We start from the raw sequence: 16,875 nt of genomic DNA on the forward strand, positions 1-16,875 counted from the left end.
AGCAGGGGGGCCAGTTGCACTCTGATGAGTGAATTTATCTGTTTGTAACCTACTGTCCGTGTTGGCCAGTGAGTGATTACGGGACAACCTGCACGACGTCACCCACGTGCAAAGTGTTGAAGAACTTCAGGGACGCGCCCGCCGACAGGTGGATGCAGCCGTGCGAATACACCGAAAGGCTGCCGGTGTGGAAGGCGTCGCCCGGGTAGAAGAACACCGAATTCGGCATCGGCGCGTTGTCGAACTCCTTCGACAGGTGCACCTTCTCCTTCGACAGCACGTGGAACGTGCCGGTCGGCGTCGCGTAGCCCTTGCGGCCCGGCAGCATCGGCACCGGCCCGTAGACGACCTTGCCGCCCTGCAGGATCCACGCCTTGTGCGCGGAGATGTCGACGCAGGCGGCGGTGCCCGACGCGGCGGCCGCGGCGGCGCACGGCACGCCCGGGTCACTCGCCGGGGCGGCCGGCTTGGGCTTGGGCTTCGGCTTGGCCGTGGTGCTGGTCGGCGCCGGCTTCGTGGTCGACGGCGCCGGAGCGGGCTTCGCGCTGGTCGTCGTGGTGGGGGCCGCGGTGGTGCTCGACGTGGTCGGCGCCCCGCCCCCGGCACCGGCGGCGACGGCCCCGCCGCCCGCGTTCGGACCGCTCGGCGCCGTCCCACCCCCGGAACAGGCGGCCAGCACGAACGCGGTGGCCAGCGCGGCCGCTCCCGCCAGAAGCCTCTTCACGATCCGTTACCCCCATACTCGATCATCGCTTGTGGACACCCGTAAAGACGGCGGTCACCCGTCCGAGGTTCGTCCGCAAAGGTCACGATTTGGGTAGCCCGGACGGGTGGCGCCTCCACCTCCGGGTTGAGGCCCGGTTCCACCCGGACCCGATCCCCACGCCGACGAAAACCCGCCGCCGTCCGCCGAAGCTGGGAGCACCTCGGAAACCAAGGAGCCCGCAAATGCCCAGCGCAGCGAACGTCCTGCTCTACGCGGTCATCGCCGCCTACGTCCTCTACAAGGTCGTCTACAAGCAGGTCCGCGGCACGTTGCTCGACCGCAAGACGCTGGTCGTGATGCCGCTGATCCTGGTCGCCGTCGGCGCCTACCTCACCGCGAAAGCGCTGCCCGGCGCGTCGGCCGCCGAACTCGGGCTGCTCGGCGCCGACCTCGTCGTGCTCGCCGGTCTGGGGGTCCTGCGCAGCACCACGACGACGCTCACCGAGCGTGACGGCACGACGTTCCAGAAGGGCTCGGCCGTCACCGTCGGGTTGTGGCTGCTGACCATCGCCGTCCGGGTCGGGCTGGTCGGGCTGGGTACCGCGCTCGGGGTCGCCGGGCCGCTGACCACGGCGTCGATCGCGCTCACGCTGGGGGTCAGCATCGCCGTGCAGAACGCGACGACGTACTCCCGCGTCCAGCGGCGCGGCCTGCCGCTGGCCGACCGGCGGCCGGCGGCGCTCAGCCGCTGACGCGCCCCAGCATCCGCGCGTACATCCGGCCCGGGCTCGGCACCGACGGCGGCACCAGGAACCCCGGCAGCGGGGGCAGCCCGCCGACGAACGCGCCGAGCCGCTCGTACAGCGCGGCCGCTCCGGGCGGCCGCGCTTCGGGGTCCTTCGCCAGCATCTCCGCGAGGAGCGCGTTGAGCGGCTTCGGAACCCCCGGCACCGGCGGCGGCAGCTCCTTGACCTGCCGCTCGAACACGGCGTACGCGGTGGGTCCGTCGAAGAGCCGCTGCCCGGTGAGCATCTCGTGCAGCACGCACCCCAGCGCGTACAGATCGCTTCGCGGTTCGGCGCCGCCCCGCTGGATCTGCTCGGGCGCCATGTACGACGGCGTCCCGAGCAGCTGCCCGGCCCGCGTGAACTGTGCCGCGTCGGCTTCGCGCAGCACCGCGAGCCCGAAGTCCATCACCTTGACGCCACCGTCCGGCCCGAGCATCAGGTTCGACGGCTTGAGGTCGCGGTGGCACACCGCGAGCGCGTGGGCGGCGGTCAGCACCGCGCACGCCTGCGCCGCGATCGCCGCGGCCCACTGCACCGGCAGCGGCCCGTGCTCGGCGAGCAGGTCGGCGACCGTCACGCCGTCTACGAACTGCATGACCTGGAACAACCGGTCGTCGTGGGTGCCGTAGTCGTACAGCGTCGGGACGCCGGGGTGGTCGAGCGTCGCGAGAATCCGTGCTTCGCGCGCGAAGCGGGCTTCGAGCTCTTCGTCACGGCCAGGCAGCCTGAGCAGCTTGATCGCCACGCGCCGGCCCAGCCGACGGTCGTGCCCGCCGTGCACCGCGCCCATCCCGCCGCGCCCGAGCGGCAGCTCGTCGAGCTCGTAGCGGTCGGCGATCAGCATCCGTTCCCCTATCGGCCCGGTCTGAGCCGTCCTTCGACAAGTCCTGCGAAGCCTAGCCGGACCAGCTCGCGGCCCGTTTCCGCCGTCTCGCGCAGGACGGCGTCGAATTCCGCCAGGCGCCGGAAGACCTGGCCGTACTCGCGCTGGACGCCGATCGTGACGCGCGGGATCCGCACGCGCCTGCTGTCGATGCGCGTCGACGCGGACGCGGCGGGCAGGTCCGCCGCGCGCAGGCAGCCGGCCAGGAAGTCCGCGTCCAGCCGCTCCGGGTCGACGCGGTACACGGTAAGCCCCGGACCAACCGCCTCCGGTGGTCCACTGTGGACGTACGCGGTGCCGGTCACGGACGCGACGACGTCACCCGCTTCGGCCGTCGGGTGGTCGGCGTCGGCGCGGGCCGCGTGCCTGACCTCGACGACTCCCGCCTTGACCAGCTCGCCGATCGTCGTGAACGCCGGTTCGGTGTCGGCGGCGTCGAGGGGCGGCAGCCGCGGCACCAGGCCGGCGAACCGGCCCCGCACGGCCTGGAAGGCCTGGCCGAGGTCCTCGTCGCGACCGCGTCGCCGGGCCGGCGTGAGGTCGACGTCGTCGTCGAGCAGGTCGATGATCCGGACGCCGGATTCGGGGTGCTCGTGGAACTCCTGCCACAGGTCGTCCACAGTGGACAGCTCGTCGCCCGCCTCCGCCAGCAGCACGGTGGACGGCGGGCGCTGCCCGGGCACCGGCCGCCGCAGCAGCCAGAGATCCGGCCCCGCCGACGTCAGCGTGACGACCGCGCGGACCGCGCCCGCGCGCAGCAGGTTGCCGCGGATGCGCTTCCCGCTGCGCCGCCCGGCCGCCGCGCCCGGCATCAGGATCGCCACCGCGCCACCGGGTTCGACGTGGGCGAGGCAGTGCTGGACCCAGGCGAGCTCGGGCTCGCCGCGCGGCGGCAGGCCGTACTCCCAGCGCGCGTCGCCGACCAGTTCGTCGTGCCCCCAGGCCCGTTCGTTGAACGGCGGGTCGCACAGCACGGCTTCGGCGACCCGGCCGGCGAAGGCGTCTTCGCGCAGCGCGTCGACCGCGTAGACCTCGGCTTCGATGCCGCGCAGCCGCAGCCGCAGCGTCGCGATCGACGCCGTCATCGGGTCACTGTCCTGGCCCAGCACGGTTTTCGCGCCGCTGGCCAGCGCGAGCGCGCCGAAGCCGCAGGCGGGGTCGAGGACGGCCGAGACCGGTCCGACGAGCCGCGCCATCAGCTCGGCGACCGGCTCCGGCGTGGCCGACAACCGCCGCGAGTGCGCCTCGAAGTACCGGCGGCACAACAGTTCGAACGATTCGACCGGCCCGGCCCGGTGCGTCATCTCGTTGAGCAGGGTGAGCAGCTCGGGGTCGTCGAGGCGGCCGTCGAAGGTGCCGGAGACCCCGGCTTGGACGGCGAAGAAGCCGCCCGCGTGGCTCACGCGCTCGGCGAGGCCGAGGTCGTCGCCCAGGGCGCGCAGGCGCTGCCACGCGCGTTCGCCGGCGGACAGCTCGAACTTCTTGCCCCGGGCGCGAAACCAGCCGGCGACGGCGGACAGGCCGAACAACGGGCTCGACGCCGTGCCGCCGACGGGCGGCGGGAAGTCCGGGTAACGACGTCGCCAGTTGCTCACCGCGGCCCGGCCGACCCCGGCGAGCCGCGCGATGTCGGCCGCGCTGACCGTGGCGTCGTCGTCCATGGCGGGCACTCTATCGGAGAGTGCTCCATTCAGACGAGTTGCTTGTGAACTCAGTCAACCAATGCTTTTATGGGGGCATGACACACGATCGGTACGTCCTCCGGTACGCCGCGGGGTCGGACGTCGGCAAGCGACGCCAGGTCAACGAGGACTCGCTGTACGCGAGTTCCCGCCTGCTCGCCGTCGCCGACGGCATCGGCGGCCAGCCGCACGGCGAAGTCGCCAGCGCGACCGCGGTCGACGTGCTGCGCGAGCTCGACGTCGACCTGCGACGGGTCGACCTCACGAGCATCGACCTCGCCGCGACGCTGGCCGGCGTGGTCAAGTCGATCGACGAAAGACTGACCGAGGTCGCCTCGAACGAGCCGACGACCGAGGGCATGGGCACGACCCTGACGGTGCTGATGTTCGACGGCGCCGAGTTCGCGGCCGCCCACATCGGCGACTCCCGCGGCTACCTGCTGCGCGACGGCGGCCTGCGCCGGCTGACCCGCGACCACACGCTCGTCCAGGCCCTGGTCGAGGACGGCCGGGTCGCGGCCGAGGACGCGGACTCGCACCCGCGGCGCTCGCTGCTGATGAAAGCGCTGCAGACGACGGGCTCCAGCGCCCCCGACATCTGGACGTTCAAGGCGAAGCCGGGAGACCGCTACCTGCTCTGTTCGGACGGCCTGAGCGGCCCGGTGAAGGAAGCGACCCTGCGCGACGTCCTGGACGCGGCCACCGCCCCGGACGACGTGATCCCGGAGCTGATCCGCCTGGCCAACGAAGGCGGCGGACCGGACAACATCACCTGCGTGGTGGCCGACGTCATGGCCGCGCCCCAGCCGGCCGACGGCTGAGACCCGCCTTCAAGTCCCGGGACGGCCATCCGGTATCGTCTCCTGCGGAGGATTGGCCGAGCGGCCTAAGGCGCACGCTTGGAAAGCGTGTTGGGTTCACGCCCTCGCAGGTTCGAATCCTGTATCCTCCGCACTTGAACAGGCGAAACGCCGGGTGCCCCACTTCGGGACACCCGGCGTTTTCCGTCTTAGTCTCAGTTCTAGTCTCATTCGACCCTGGTCAGGGCCGGTTTGGGGCCTCGTGGATCGACCCTTGGCTGCCTGCCTCGCTAGTACCTGGAGCTGCCCACGGCTCGTCGGTTGCCCGCCCCGCTCGCTTCGCGAGGAACTGCTCCCACCCATCGCCTCCGTAGTGTCGGATCCACTCCACCAGATCAGCCCCCTTCGGGTGGCAGTCCAGGAACGCTGTCAGCTTCCCGCGTGTGCTGAACCCGCGAGCACGGGCTAGGGCGAGATACTCACAGAGGGCTTCTCGGACCTCCGCGGCGAAAGCACGCACCGTAGTCCGGTCGACGTCGGGCATACTCTGCCCGTGCACCGCGTAGTTGCGGACGTCTTCATAGAGCATCAACGTCGTCGACGGGTGGCGAAACTCGCCGGTGGCTACGAGGCTGAGCATCGCAGAACGGAACGCCAGCTGAGCGCTCTTCAAGCCCTGTGACACGTCGCCGAGCAGCGCCTCTAGAGCGAAGAACTGGTAAAGAAGCGAGATCAGCGGATCAGTCGAGAAGGCAGCTCTCTCGATCCATCTCAGTGCAACGTCCGCCTTCTTCTCAATGTCCCGCGAAGGCTTGCCGCACAGACTCGCCACGGTGTGACGTTCGACGGCTTCAAAGCTAGCTCGTTGATGGCGAAGGAGCGAGCCCCGCCTTCGCCTGTCGGCGTCCACGCACCGCCGCCATCCTCGAACACGAGGAACGATCCGACCTGAAATCGAAGTTCCCGAGCGGTTGCGCTGCGTATGTCTTGGATCGCGAAACGTAGGACGTGCAGAGCACGCTCAACTTGGTCGCGCGCCCGTTCCGACATTCGTTGACGGCTCGTCCCGGTAACTATGATCGTCGCCTGCGAAGTGGCGGCAGGACCGGCCGACGGCCAGTCATCCTGAGCAACCAACTCTGCACCTAAGGGACCAAACCGCACCCCAAGCGCCTCAACCGGAGAATCGACCTTGAGGTAATCGATCGATACGCGACAGACCAGAGACTCAGGTTCTCGCGCATGCTCGTCAACGAAGGTGCCGACATGGTCACCACGCCGGTCCTGATGACACCTCTCAGCCAAGTCCCAAAGTCGGTCTTCGAGCTGCTCTAGGTGCTCGAATTGCAGATCAGCTTCGAGCTGAGCGGCAGCAGCCTCGACGGCCTTGACGGCGTCGAGGCTATAGACCAGTGCCTTCCGCGGTTCGCTGCGGATGCGCCGCGTCATATACGTCTGCTCACCTGGCCGCAGGCGTGTGCGGGCAGTGACCTGCACACGCTTCAAGGCCTTCATACTCGCTTTCTCTGGTTCTGGCATCTCCCCATGATTCGCCTCGAAGCCGAGAACCGCCGCTGGTTTTCGGCGAACATGTAAAGTTGATACCAGTCGTAACAGCGTGCTGGGCGGCGCCGACTTCGTGATCACTAACCTGCCAAGGAGGTACAACGTGGCAATCGAGGTCCGCTCCGGCAGCACCACCCACACGTTCGCTGATGCCAAACGCTGCTCAGTGAGCGATGGGCATCTCTTCGTAGTGGAGCGGCGGCCGGTTATGCCCGCGATTGAGACGCTGACGCTCCGCCGGCAGCGGGACACCGACAAGGCGACGTTCCTCCTGCACTGGCGCGACCCGGCGAAGGTCGCGACGGCCGCCGGCATCTACGGCCTCATCCCGGCAGGCGAGTTCCAGCCGTCGTCTGTGGCGGCCTGGGACAAGGCGAACGACTTCGACCTGTGGCGCAGCATGGTCCGGGAGTACTCCGAGGAGATCCTCGGCGAGCCTGAACGCGACGGCAGCCATGGCGAGCCGCTCGACTACGAGAACTGGACGCTGTACCGCGACCTTCAGGCCGCGCGCGAAAAGGACCGCGTTACCGCCTACTGCCTCGGCATTGGCCTGGACACCTTAACCCTCACCGCTACCGTCTTGACCGTCGTCGTGATGGACGATGACGTATTTGATGCCCTATTCGGCGACGCTGTCAACGTCAACGCCGAAGGTGTACTAATCACGGCTTCAGAATCATCTTCGGTTTCCGAGGGAGTACCGCTTACCGAAGAGAATGTAAAAAGGCCACTAACACAAGAGCCGATGGCGTCACCCGGGGCTTGCATCCTTGAACGTTCATGGCGCTTCAAGCAACAAATCCTTAAGAAACGCGATTAACGGAGAACAACATGAACTCCAAGGATTCCCAAAAGTCTCGACGCCGAGAAGTAGGCAGCCAGCGAGAAAAGTACGAAGAGAGCGTCGCCGGCCTAGCCGACATGGGCAGCCTGGTAGCCAACCTCATTTCTGCAGCGCTTGCGGCTAGTAAGATTCAATTCCACACCGTTAGTTTCCGAGTAAAGGAGCTTGATAGCGCCCACGAAAAGATCGCATCACGCTCTAGTCGATACCCCGACTACAGTGCACTGACAGATTTACTAGGACTTCGCGTGATTACCTACTTCGAAGACGACGTGGACAAGGTTTCAGACGTGCTTCGCACAGAGTTTGACGTTGACGAAGAGAATTCAGTAGACAAGCGAGCCAACCTCGACTCCGATAGATTCGGCTATCTTTCCGTTCATTTTATCCTCACTCTAGGCGAGAAGCGGGAACACCTGGTGGAGTACAGCAGATTCGGCGGCAAGAAATTTGAAGTCCAGGTCCGATCAGTTCTGCAGCACGCATGGGCGGAAATCGAACACGACCTAGGCTATAAAATCAGAGGCGGAATCCCACAAAACCTCCGTCGGAGATTTTCACGAGTCGCAGGGCTTCTCGAGAGCGCAGACGGGGAATTTCGGTCCCTTCGGAACGATATTGGTGAATACCAAGAGCAGGTTCGGAATACGATCAACACCAGCCCCCAAGATCTATCAATCAACCAAGACACTCTACTTGAACTATTGAAATCAAATGAGACAATTAAGGACATCGAGGCGGCCGCCGTAGCCGACAACACAGAGGCGGGCGTCGCCCCTCTGTCAATGCAATACATTGCCAAGCGAGCCGACAATCTCGCCGACATGGGCGTAACGACAGTCAAAGATCTTCTTGACTACACAACGGAAAACTTCTCTCATATTATGAAGTTCTCCCAGATTTGGGCAAGTGATCCCGATGGACACTTTGCCGACGAGCCAATCTTAGAAACGCCGGTCGGCGTCACCTTCTGGATGATCTATCTGTATTGGCTCAGCCAAGAGCTGATTTCAGGTCGTCTCGCATCAGCGGGTGATTACAGTCCAACGGGTTGGAATAACGCCGACGAGATCCTACGAGCTACAGCCATGCACATCTTGGAGGATGTCTAGTCGTTCAAGGCTTCCCACCCCGGCACCCCCTGACGGCCCTGACAGAGGCATTGCCACAGGTCAAAGCATGAATACAGAATCCGTTCAAAATCCGCCCAGCTTGAGTTCAAGCCTAGACGGAGACCCGCACAGCAATCACCGTGACCGCGCAGCGGGTATGACATTAATCCGACCTATGACACCGTCGACTCATTCCCTATATGACTAGAACTACAACAACAAGAACAATAAAGATAACCGCCCACAGCCATGCCCATCGTTGCCGAGCTCGCATGTTAATTAACTTCTCTACAATAAGGAGAATTGTTGCAGCTAGGCCGGCTACGGTTAGCCCAGTGAGCCACGGATAAACTTCCTGCCTGCTGATAGCTCGTAGGGCTGCAAGTAGACCTCCACAGCTCACAACCAAATAGATCCAGTGTTTGCCCGTAAGCTCCGCCGCCTTTTGAGTCACGCTGGATGCCATTGCTTCGATCGCGATTGCCACATATAGCGTCACGATGACCTGCGCGCTAGTGGAATAGAATACGGCTAACTCAACGCGGGGATACCTTATCGCACTAATGATTCCGACACCGACCAAAATTGCCGGTCCCCAAACCGTTCTGGTCTTCATCCAAAATCCGCCACGAAATCCCATAGGTTCGTCATTTTCCATGGCGCGATCCCTTCCTAGCTGGAATCCATGCGGACTCCCCGGCAGATCTCCGCGTCGGTACCGCCGACTCGGGCGAAGGCTGTAGCGCTAGTTGAACCGCCAAAGTGATGCCGCCGAGATGCAGGCCTTGAGGCCCCGGGCTGCCGTGCCGCAACCGGCACCACCGCTGGACAACCTCGCCGCCCCGCGTTCCCAGACAGCCCCGCGCCGAGGACGCCTGCGGGTCGAAGGGCGAGTTCAAGATCCATCCGACACCGATGCGCCCCGAGCATGAGGCACACTCGGCCTATTGTGACTTAAGTCACTTTCTACGACGTCAGCCCTCAGCTGCAGACCACTGCGTGTCGCTGCGCCTGAGGCCAACACGGCCCGCTAGCGCCTCACCGTGGGTCTGCACGCTCGACCCCGACGGGCCCTCACCAGTACACCTGGCACGACTCCCAGGACGGGAGCCTGACTGTCACCTCACAGCAAGGCGAAGGCCGCCAGGTCACCGCCCACCAGCCCAGCTGGTCCGTCGCAGCAGACTCGAACCTCACCGCGACTTAGTCTCAATCCCAGTCTCATTCGTCTCCGTTCGAGCGGGTCCGCCACGCGTGCCCCGGCCCGTCGACCTGCGGGTTTGCGCGCGACAGACCCCGCTGAACACCCGTGTGCAGACTTGGAAAGCGTGTTGGGTTCACGCCCTCGCAGGTTCGAATCCTGTATCCTCCGCACTTGAACAGGCGAAACGCCGGGCCGCGCGCCCGGCGTTTCGTCGTTCCGGGCCGGAAACTGGTGGCCCGTCCCGAATCCGGGCCGTGGCCGTGCGGGCACCCCTCGCACGAGCACGTTCCCGTGCGGATGCGAGCGCGAGTCCGTCCCGCCCGGCCGGCCGCCCGAAATGTGAAATGTCTTTCGAGCGATTGCCGGACAAATTTGGTCGCCCACAGGGAGTTACGAGCAGGGCTGGGCGCAGCCCGCTGCTCCGGTCGCGCTAGTCTCACCCCAACCCGAGCCCGACGCTTCCAGAAAGGCCAGCAGTGGCACGAAAACCGCTCTGACCTGGGGTAGCGCTGGCCAGCGACTTCAGTGTTCGTCATCCGTGCCGGGTCAACCCCGGCACGCACCGTGATCGGCCCGGCCCCGGACGTTCCCACGTCCGGGGCCTTGCTGATTCCGGACCCGTGATCACTCCGCACAGTCAGATGATCACGCTGAGTCGTTGGATCTGTTTCAATAGAAATCCGCCCCCGTACGACCGAGGAGTAGAGGCCCGATGGCCGGAGTCGAAGAGATCCGCGCTGGCATCGCGCTCGCCAATGAAAAGGCGTCCGCGAGCATCGCCGCCCTGCAGCAGGCAGCGCAGTCTCTCGAAGAAGCCCAGCAGTCGCTCGCACAAGCGACGCAAGGCAGCAGCCAGCACGAAGTGAGTCAGGCACACGGCCTTCTCGCACAAGCCCTGCACGACATCAGCGGCCTGCAGAGCACGGTCCAAGCAAGCATTTCCTCCGCCGACTCCTACTCGGCGCGTCTCTAGCCGGATGACGCTCGCCGATCTCCACCAGCTGCTCACCTCCGTCGTGGCCGGGCTCGCCGACGCGCGAGCCCACGCCGAGCGGGTCACAAGCCTGCTCGGAGAGGCCCGGCAAGCGCTCGTGGACGCCCAGGCCAAGGCCGATCCCTGGCTGCCTTCGCAGTACGCGCAGGCCGGCGAGGGGCTGGACCAGCTCCTCGTCCGCCTGGCCGCTGCCGAAGATCTGGTGAGCGGATACCGGTCGCGCCTGTAATCCTTTTGGGGACACCTTTTCTTGGGGACGCCGATGGCCAACAAGTCAGCCGAGCAACGCAACCGCGTCGAGACCGCACTCGACCGGGTCCGCCACCAGATCGGGCTGGTCCTGGGTGCGGCGGCCGGGGCACGCCAAGCCGCGGAGGCCGACCTCGCCAAACTCGAGCTGGAACGCGAGATCGTCCGCGTCGGCATGAACCACGCCACCAACGAGCAGCAACACGAGTGGGCCAAACACCCGGCCGCGCACGAAGTGTTCGGCGCGCTCGGCAGTGTGCGAAGCGCTTTCTACACCGACTGGGGTCAAGGCCCCTCGACGCTGCGCGAGCTCGTCTCGCAGAACGCGCCCGGCCCGGCGGGACTGCCCCCGGGTGACTGGCTCGGGCGCGTCGGCCACAACGCGGGCATCACCTCGCCCGGGCTGTGGCGCGTCGGCTCCGCGACGGCGGCCGGCGGCGACGCCACCCGCACGTTCGACGTCGCCGTCCCGCTCCTCGACGAATCGCACCTGGCGATCACGTCGGCGCCGAAGACGCGGCCCACCATCGACGGCATCGTGCAGAACCTGCTGATCCGCGTGCTCTCGACGTTCGAACCGGGCGCGGTGCGCGTGCACCTGTGGGACATCGGGCAGCTGACCGCGATCCTGCCCGACCTCTACCCGCTCAGCCGCACGAGCGCGCTTTCCCTGTACGACCCGGGCCGGCTCGAGGACCTCCTCGACGAGCTGGCCGGGCACATCCGGCGCATCCACGCGACCGGGATGCAGGCGGGGCACACGTCGCTGCGGGAGCTGCGCATCGACCGGCAGGAGCGGGTCGAGCCGTTCCGCATCGTCGTGCTGTACGGCAACGGCGAAACGCTCGAGCCCGAGCGCGCCCGGGATCTCAAGCGGGTCGCGAGTGGAGCGCTGGCCGCCGGGATCTGCCTGATCATGATCGACGTGCCGACCGCCGTGAGCGCGTCGGTCGAGACGCTCAGCCTCATCGACGACCGCCACGCGATCAGCAGCATGACCGGCACCGACCTGGTCGTCGACCTCGATCCGCCGATGCCGTCCGGCCAGGTCATCCGCGCCGCCGACCGGATCGCGGCGGCGCTGATCGCCAAGCAGGGCGGGCCCCGGTCGTTCGACGACCTGCTGCCGACGGAGATCGGGCGCGAAAGCTCGGCACGGGAGCTGCGCGCACCGGTCGGGTTCTTCGAGGGCGAGCCGGTCGAGGTCGTCATCGGCGACGCGAGCCCGCACGTCCTGATCGGCGGACCGTCCGGTTCGGGCAAGACGAACTTCCTGTACGCGCTGCTCGGCAGTCTCGCGGCGCGGTACTCGCCGGACGAGCTGGCGCTGTACCTGCTGGACTTCAAGGAAGGCGTGTCGTTCGCCGGGCTGGCGCCGGGGCGCAAGGACGCGAGCTGGCTGCCGCACGCGCGGCTCATCGGCGTCAACGTCAACACCGACCGTGAGTTCGGCCTGGCGCTGCTGCGGTTCCTGGCCGACGAGCTGCGAAGGCGGTCGGCGGCGGCGAAGGAGCACGAGGTCACGAACCTCGCGGATCTCCGCGAAGCCGACCCCGGCGGGCACTGGCCGCGGATCGTCGCGGTGATCGACGAGTTCCAGTACCTGTTCGCGGGCCGCGACCAGGTGACAGCCACGGCGACGCAGCTGCTGGAGGACATCGCGCGACGCGGCCGGTCGCAGGGCATCCATCTGGTGCTGGCCAGCCAGGACGTCGCCGGCATCGAGGCGTTCTGGGGCAAGCCGGCCGTGTTCGAGCAGTGCACGCTGCGCATCGCGATGCCGAAGGCGCGGCGCGTGCTGGCCGAGACGAACAACGCGGCGGTGTCGGCGCCGAAGTGGCACGGGGTGATCAACCACGACTCCGGCGTCGCACACGGCAACCAGCTGGCCCACATCCCGGACGCGAGCAGCAAGAACGTCTTCGTGCGGCTGCAGCACCGGTTGTGGGAGGAGTACCAGGGCCGGTTCCCGCGGCCGCGCCTGTTCGACGGCGCGCATTCGCCGATCCTGGAACAGTTCCCGGCGTACCTGGACCTGAAGCCGAACTCACGGCCGCGGGCGTTGCTCGGCCAGTCGATCGACGTCACCGAAGCCGCGTGCGGCGTGGAGCTGCCCCGGGCGCCGGGCCGCAATGTCGCGGTGCTCGGGTCGGCCACCGCCGAAGCGCTGTCCATCATGGACTCGGCGGCGCGCTCGCTGTCGCGGCAGTACGAGCCCGGCGAGATCGAGTTCCTGCTGAGCTGCCCGATCGAAGCCTGTGCCCCGGCGGCGCTGGAGCTGACCGAGCGGCTGCGCGCCGACGGCCACGCGGCCACGCTGGTGGAGGACCTGACCGGCGTGCTTGAGTCGATGACAGGTGCGCTGTCCGGCGGCGCGAAGGTCCTGCTCCTGTACGGCGTCGACGCGGCGCTGCCGTCGCTGGAGGTCAAGGCCGTCGGGCAGCTGAAGAGCGGCCTCGACCACCTGCGGATGGTGCTGAAGCAGGGCCCGGGACACGGCGTCCACACGATCGGCTGGTGGCGCAGCATCGCCCGGCTGAAGGACACGCTGGGCTTCGGGGGCACCGACGACATCGGCACGTGGGCGGCGCTCGACGTCCAGGGCAACGAGCTGGCGCCGTTCGCGGCGGGCCAGGTGGTGCACTGGTCGCCGCGCCCGGGCCGCGCGTTGTTCTTCGACCGCACGACCCACGGCGCCCCCGAAGTGATCATCCCGTTCCAGCGCCCGGAGAACGCACAGTGACCGACGACGGCGCCACCGCGGCCATGCGGTACAAGGAAATCATCGCCCTCTCCCGGGGCTCGGCGGAGAACCTGCGCGCCTGGGAGCTGGCGCGCGCGGAAGAGCTGGCCGGGGAGATCGAGGAAGCCCAGACCGCCATCGAGACGGCCGCGGAGCGCGAAGCCCGAGCGGCCGAGCGCGCGACGCGCTGGTGGAAGATGGCGCTGCACAACATCCAAGGCCTGCTCTGGCTCGACCCGGGCGACGAGCCCCGCCCGGTCCTGACCGCGCGCCCGGCGTACCTGGAGCGGTACCTCGAGGAGGTCAAGCCCAGTTACCAGGAGCTGGTGCAGGCGGTGCTGGCCCTGGGATGGCGGGCCAAGCGAGCGGCTGCGAAGCGCGGCGAGCAGCCGCCGGTCTAGACATCGAACACCGTGTCGTAGGGCTCGTCGTCGTCCGCCGGTCCCGGCTTCGGTCGCGGCTTCGGCGGTCGAGGTTCGGCGAGCTGACCGGTGGCGGCGACGGCTTCCCGGACGGCGGCGGTGATGGCCCGGCTCAGCGTGACGGCGTCGAACCGCATCGCTTCCGGCGCGAGCCGCACTTCGCTGACGACGCCACCGGGCCCGGCGAGCACGGTGACGACCCGATCCGGCGAGACGACGGTGGTGTGCTCGCTCCCGGCGATGCCCGCGAGGATGCGCTGGTTGTCGGCCTTGCGGTCGTCGATCCGCTTGAGCTGCCAGCGCATTTCCTCGATCAGCTGCGCGTTGTTCATGCCACGTCCTGACTGCGGAGGCTCCACGCGACCTTCGCCGTCGCCTCGGCGACCGCCGGCCAGGCGTCTTCGGACTCCGCCACCACCGACAGGATCACCACGGACCGGCCGTCCGGCAGGGGAATCTGGTACTCCGCCTTGATCTGGGTGCGGACGTCGCCTTCCGGCAGGTGGAACTCGCCGCCGCTGATCGCGGCGATCGCCGGGCCGATCGGGAGCCGGACCGGCTTCACCACCGCGCGCTTGTGCCGGCTCCGGTACTCCTCCGCCATCGCGGACACGAGGGCGTCCGGGTCGGCGGGCGCGGTCTCCGGCCACTGCGCGACGCCCAGCGTCAGGGTCGCGACGTCACCCTTGCGCCGTCCGACGGCGAACTTGCCGAACACGCGGATGCCGTTGGCCCGCATGGACGGCACCAGCGCCATCAGGTAGCTGCCGAACTCCTGGATGGATGTCCCGGACGCCAGGTTTTCCGCGATGGTCCAGGCGTGACCGCGGTTCATCTTGTCGTCGGTGCCCACCGGCATGCCCGCGAACCCAGGCGGCAGGTCGATCTGGAGAGGCATCAGTTCCACACCTCGTCTTCGGCACGTTCACGCCGGCGCTGGGGCGTGGTGTCGGCCTGGGTTCCGGCGTCGATCGCGTTGCCGAACGCCACCGCCGCCCAGGCAGCGGGCCCGGCGACGATCGACGTGCCGGTGACCGCCCACTGGGCCGCGTCCTTCGGCACCCAGTAGTTCTTGAAGTCGTCCACCGGGCTCTCGAAGCCGGCTCCCGCCGCTGCTTCGCCTCCCAGCTGGCCGGCCAGCGCTCCGTAGGTCGCGACCTTGATCACGCTGTCCGGCATCATCGGGTTGATCCCGGCGAGCGAAGTGACCGCACCAGCCACGTCGAAGATCAAGGTCTCGGGCGCCACATCGGCGCCCGCCGCCTTGGCGACCGCGTGACCGCCGAGCGCGCCCAGGCCGAAAGTGGTGGCGAGGAGACTCGTGACCTCACCGGCCGGTGACGGGAGGACGTCGCTCAGGACACCGAGGCCGTTGCCGATGTCCCCGACCACGTCGGAGACCTTCGACAGCACCTCCGCGTGGTCCTGGACGAAGTCCCACGCCTGATCCACGCCGTCGGCGAGGGTGTTGCCCAGGTCGGTCAGCGCTCCGCCGACGGCGTCGGTCAGCTGGTCGAGGACGTCCGGCTCGTCCGGCGCCAGGTCCTTCGCCTTCCGCAGCGCTTCCGCGACGCGGGCCGCCGCCTCCGTGTGCTCCTGCTGGAGCTGCTTCGCCGCGTCTTGGACGTTCTGGCAGCCGTCGATGGCGGACTGGAGCTGCCGGCCGGCGTCGTCGAGCAGGCGCTGGGCGATCCGCAGCGACGGCTGGTCCGGGAACGTCCGGTCGGCCAGCGCGAAGTCCGGGTTCGCGCGCGCCTGCTCGGCCGCCTTGGCCGCCGCCTCCGCGCGAGCCTCCAGGTCGGCCGCGCGGTGCTGCAGGTCGCCGAGGTCGCGGGACCACCCTTCGAGCGCGTCCGCGGCTTGGCCCATCGACTTCGCCGCACCTTCGAGGTACTGCGGCAACGGGCCGACGCGCCGCGCGAAGGCCTCGCTCGCCTCGCCCTGCCAGATGCCCTGCCGCCGGACGATCTGCCGGAGCGAGTCGTCGGCCTCGGTCAGGTCGCCGCTCACCGTCCGGTACTTGCCGGCCAGGTCGGTGACGCCGTCGAGGTCGCCCGGCGCCGGGTCGAAGCCCAGAGCCGGGAAGTCGCGGACGCTCACCGGTCGAGGCCGTTCAGGAGGTCGGTGATGCCGCCGGTCGCGCCACCGCCCACCATCCCGCCGCCGGAGCCACCGGCCAGGTCAGCCAAGCCCGGCGCGCCACCAGCAGGCCGGTCGTCGCCACCGCCCAGGCCCCGCACACCGCCATCGGCAGCCCGGCCGCCGCCCCCGCCCAGGTCACCCATCCCCGGCACGCCACCGGCAGGCCGGGGATCGCCACCGGCAAGGTCACCGACGCCCGGCACGCCCCCGGTGACCCCACCACCGACCTTGCCGTCGTCCCCGCCCAGGTCACCGATACCCGCCGGACCATCGCGCCCGGCCAGGTCGTCGATGCCCGGCACCCCACCGGTCACCCCGCCCCCGACCTTGCCATCGGCACCAAGCACCGCCGAGCCGAACTTCGCCAGCTCATCGCCGAACTCGGCCTCGATCCGCTCGTACTTCTGCTTCGCCTGCTTCAGCCGCTCACTGATCTCCGAAGCCGCCTCGCCGAGCCGGCCGATCCCGTACCCCCACGCCTCCTCGAACTCGATACCCGCCCGCCCCAGCTCCGCCGTTCCCAGCGAGCCGAACGCCCCACCGCCACCGAGCTTCCGGTTGGCATCCGCCATCCTGTCCGCCGCCGTGTCGAGGTCGTCGATGAGCTTGCCCAGCTCGCCGGCCTTCACCGCGTACCCGTCCACGCCACCCTCCCCTGTGGTCCCGTCACCAGTAAAGACGGCAGCACCCTCGATGCGGTTTCGCTGTCACCCCAAGGAGTGAACAGAAAAAAGGCC

18 protein-coding genes and 1 tRNA gene are annotated in these 16,875 nt (G+C 67.9%); 9 read left to right on the top strand and 10 right to left on the bottom strand.

Going from position 1 to position 16,875, the window contains the following annotated elements; all coding sequences use genetic code 11:
- Nucleotides 1-76: 76 nt before the first annotated feature.
- Nucleotides 77-724, bottom strand: a complete 648-nt coding sequence (locus tag AA23TX_RS38530) for a L,D-transpeptidase (protein WP_155547906.1) — start codon at nucleotides 722-724, stop codon at nucleotides 77-79.
- A gap of 224 nt (nucleotides 725-948) precedes the next feature.
- On the opposite strand from AA23TX_RS38530, the gene AA23TX_RS38535 reads away from it, so the two are divergent.
- Nucleotides 949-1,458, top strand: a complete 510-nt coding sequence (locus AA23TX_RS38535; protein ID WP_155547907.1) for a hypothetical protein — start codon at nucleotides 949-951, stop codon at nucleotides 1,456-1,458.
- Here the strand turns inward: AA23TX_RS38535 and AA23TX_RS38540 are convergent.
- Complete coding sequence (locus tag AA23TX_RS38540; protein WP_155547908.1) at nucleotides 1,448-2,338, bottom strand: serine/threonine-protein kinase; 891 nt, start codon at nucleotides 2,336-2,338, stop codon at nucleotides 1,448-1,450. The genes AA23TX_RS38535 and AA23TX_RS38540 overlap by 11 nt on opposite strands.
- A gap of 8 nt (nucleotides 2,339-2,346) precedes the next feature.
- The gene (locus AA23TX_RS38545) at nucleotides 2,347-4,038 is read right to left on the bottom strand and encodes an HsdM family class I SAM-dependent methyltransferase (protein WP_155547909.1); all 1,692 of its coding nucleotides are present in this window, start codon (nucleotides 4,036-4,038) and stop codon (nucleotides 2,347-2,349) included.
- A 77-nt stretch (nucleotides 4,039-4,115) separates the two neighbouring features.
- Here AA23TX_RS38545 and AA23TX_RS38550 point away from each other — a divergent pair, with 77 nt between their 5' ends.
- Both AA23TX_RS38550 and AA23TX_RS38555 read left to right on the top strand, forming a co-directional pair.
- Nucleotides 4,116-4,880, top strand: coding sequence for a PP2C family protein-serine/threonine phosphatase (locus AA23TX_RS38550; protein WP_155547910.1), 765 nt, complete (start codon nucleotides 4,116-4,118; stop codon nucleotides 4,878-4,880).
- A gap of 46 nt (nucleotides 4,881-4,926) precedes the next feature.
- Nucleotides 4,927-5,011 (top strand) — tRNA-Ser (locus tag AA23TX_RS38555).
- A gap of 89 nt (nucleotides 5,012-5,100) precedes the next feature.
- On the opposite strand, the gene AA23TX_RS38560 is transcribed toward AA23TX_RS38555, so the two are convergent.
- Both AA23TX_RS38560 and AA23TX_RS38565 read right to left on the bottom strand, forming a co-directional pair.
- Entirely contained in the window at nucleotides 5,101-5,691 is a 591-nt protein-coding gene (locus AA23TX_RS38560) for a hypothetical protein (protein ID WP_155547911.1), read from the bottom strand.
- The gene (locus tag AA23TX_RS38565; protein WP_155547912.1) at nucleotides 5,631-6,308 is read right to left on the bottom strand and encodes a hypothetical protein; all 678 of its coding nucleotides are present in this window, start codon (nucleotides 6,306-6,308) and stop codon (nucleotides 5,631-5,633) included. The genes AA23TX_RS38560 and AA23TX_RS38565 overlap by 61 nt, the downstream gene beginning before the upstream one ends.
- A gap of 220 nt (nucleotides 6,309-6,528) precedes the next feature.
- Between AA23TX_RS38565 and AA23TX_RS38570 the strand changes: the two genes are divergently transcribed.
- Both AA23TX_RS38570 and AA23TX_RS38575 read left to right on the top strand, forming a co-directional pair.
- Nucleotides 6,529-7,248, top strand: coding sequence for a hypothetical protein (locus tag AA23TX_RS38570; RefSeq protein WP_196425774.1), 720 nt, complete (start codon nucleotides 6,529-6,531; stop codon nucleotides 7,246-7,248).
- Nucleotides 7,249-7,259: 11 nt separating this feature from the next.
- Nucleotides 7,260-8,384 carry a GTP pyrophosphokinase gene (locus AA23TX_RS38575; RefSeq protein ID WP_155547913.1) on the top strand — a complete coding sequence of 375 codons (1,125 nt, stop codon included), beginning with the start codon at nucleotides 7,260-7,262 and terminating at the stop codon, nucleotides 8,382-8,384.
- Between the two features lie 196 nt (nucleotides 8,385-8,580).
- Here the strand turns inward: AA23TX_RS38575 and AA23TX_RS38580 are convergent, their stop codons facing one another.
- On the bottom strand, nucleotides 8,581-9,042 hold the full coding sequence (locus AA23TX_RS38580; RefSeq protein ID WP_155547914.1) for a hypothetical protein: 462 nt from the start codon (nucleotides 9,040-9,042) through the stop codon (nucleotides 8,581-8,583).
- Nucleotides 9,043-10,300: 1,258 nt separating this feature from the next.
- On the opposite strand from AA23TX_RS38580, the gene AA23TX_RS38585 reads away from it, so the two are divergent.
- Genes AA23TX_RS38585 through AA23TX_RS38600 form a run of 4 tightly spaced genes read left to right on the top strand, consistent with a single transcriptional unit; the run spans nucleotide 10,301 to nucleotide 13,975 of the window.
- A complete protein-coding gene (locus tag AA23TX_RS38585) occupies nucleotides 10,301-10,561 on the top strand; it encodes a hypothetical protein (protein WP_155547915.1) in 261 nt (86 codons plus the stop codon).
- 4 nt (nucleotides 10,562-10,565) lie between these two features.
- Nucleotides 10,566-10,811: a hypothetical protein gene (locus AA23TX_RS38590; protein ID WP_155547916.1), complete on the top strand. Its 246-nt coding sequence runs from the start codon at nucleotides 10,566-10,568 to the stop codon at nucleotides 10,809-10,811.
- Nucleotides 10,812-10,844: 33 nt separating this feature from the next.
- On the top strand, nucleotides 10,845-13,574 hold the full coding sequence (locus tag AA23TX_RS38595; RefSeq protein ID WP_155547917.1) for an FtsK/SpoIIIE domain-containing protein: 2,730 nt from the start codon (nucleotides 10,845-10,847) through the stop codon (nucleotides 13,572-13,574).
- A complete protein-coding gene (locus AA23TX_RS38600; RefSeq protein WP_155547918.1) occupies nucleotides 13,571-13,975 on the top strand; it encodes a hypothetical protein in 405 nt (134 codons plus the stop codon). Before AA23TX_RS38595 ends, AA23TX_RS38600 begins: the two co-directional genes overlap by 4 nt.
- On the opposite strand, the gene AA23TX_RS38605 is transcribed toward AA23TX_RS38600, so the two are convergent.
- From AA23TX_RS38605 to AA23TX_RS38620, 4 genes are read right to left on the bottom strand one after another with little or no spacing between them, the layout of a single operon-like run.
- A complete protein-coding gene (locus tag AA23TX_RS38605) occupies nucleotides 13,972-14,328 on the bottom strand; it encodes a YbaB/EbfC family nucleoid-associated protein (RefSeq protein ID WP_155547919.1) in 357 nt (118 codons plus the stop codon). The two genes, AA23TX_RS38600 and AA23TX_RS38605, sit on opposite strands and share 4 nt — an antisense overlap.
- Nucleotides 14,325-14,894, bottom strand: coding sequence for a hypothetical protein (locus AA23TX_RS38610; RefSeq protein ID WP_230863017.1), 570 nt, complete (start codon nucleotides 14,892-14,894; stop codon nucleotides 14,325-14,327). The genes AA23TX_RS38605 and AA23TX_RS38610 overlap by 4 nt, the downstream gene beginning before the upstream one ends.
- Entirely contained in the window at nucleotides 14,894-16,096 is a 1,203-nt protein-coding gene (locus AA23TX_RS38615) for a WXG100 family type VII secretion target (RefSeq protein WP_155547921.1), read from the bottom strand. The genes AA23TX_RS38610 and AA23TX_RS38615 overlap by 1 nt, the downstream gene beginning before the upstream one ends.
- Nucleotides 16,093-16,782, bottom strand: a complete 690-nt coding sequence (locus AA23TX_RS38620) for a type VII secretion target (protein WP_155547922.1) — start codon at nucleotides 16,780-16,782, stop codon at nucleotides 16,093-16,095. Before AA23TX_RS38620 ends, AA23TX_RS38615 begins: the two co-directional genes overlap by 4 nt.
- Nucleotides 16,783-16,875: the final 93 nt, after the last annotated feature.

Source organism: Amycolatopsis camponoti (assembly GCF_902497555.1).
Lineage (GTDB): Bacteria > Actinomycetota > Actinomycetes > Mycobacteriales > Pseudonocardiaceae > Amycolatopsis > Amycolatopsis camponoti.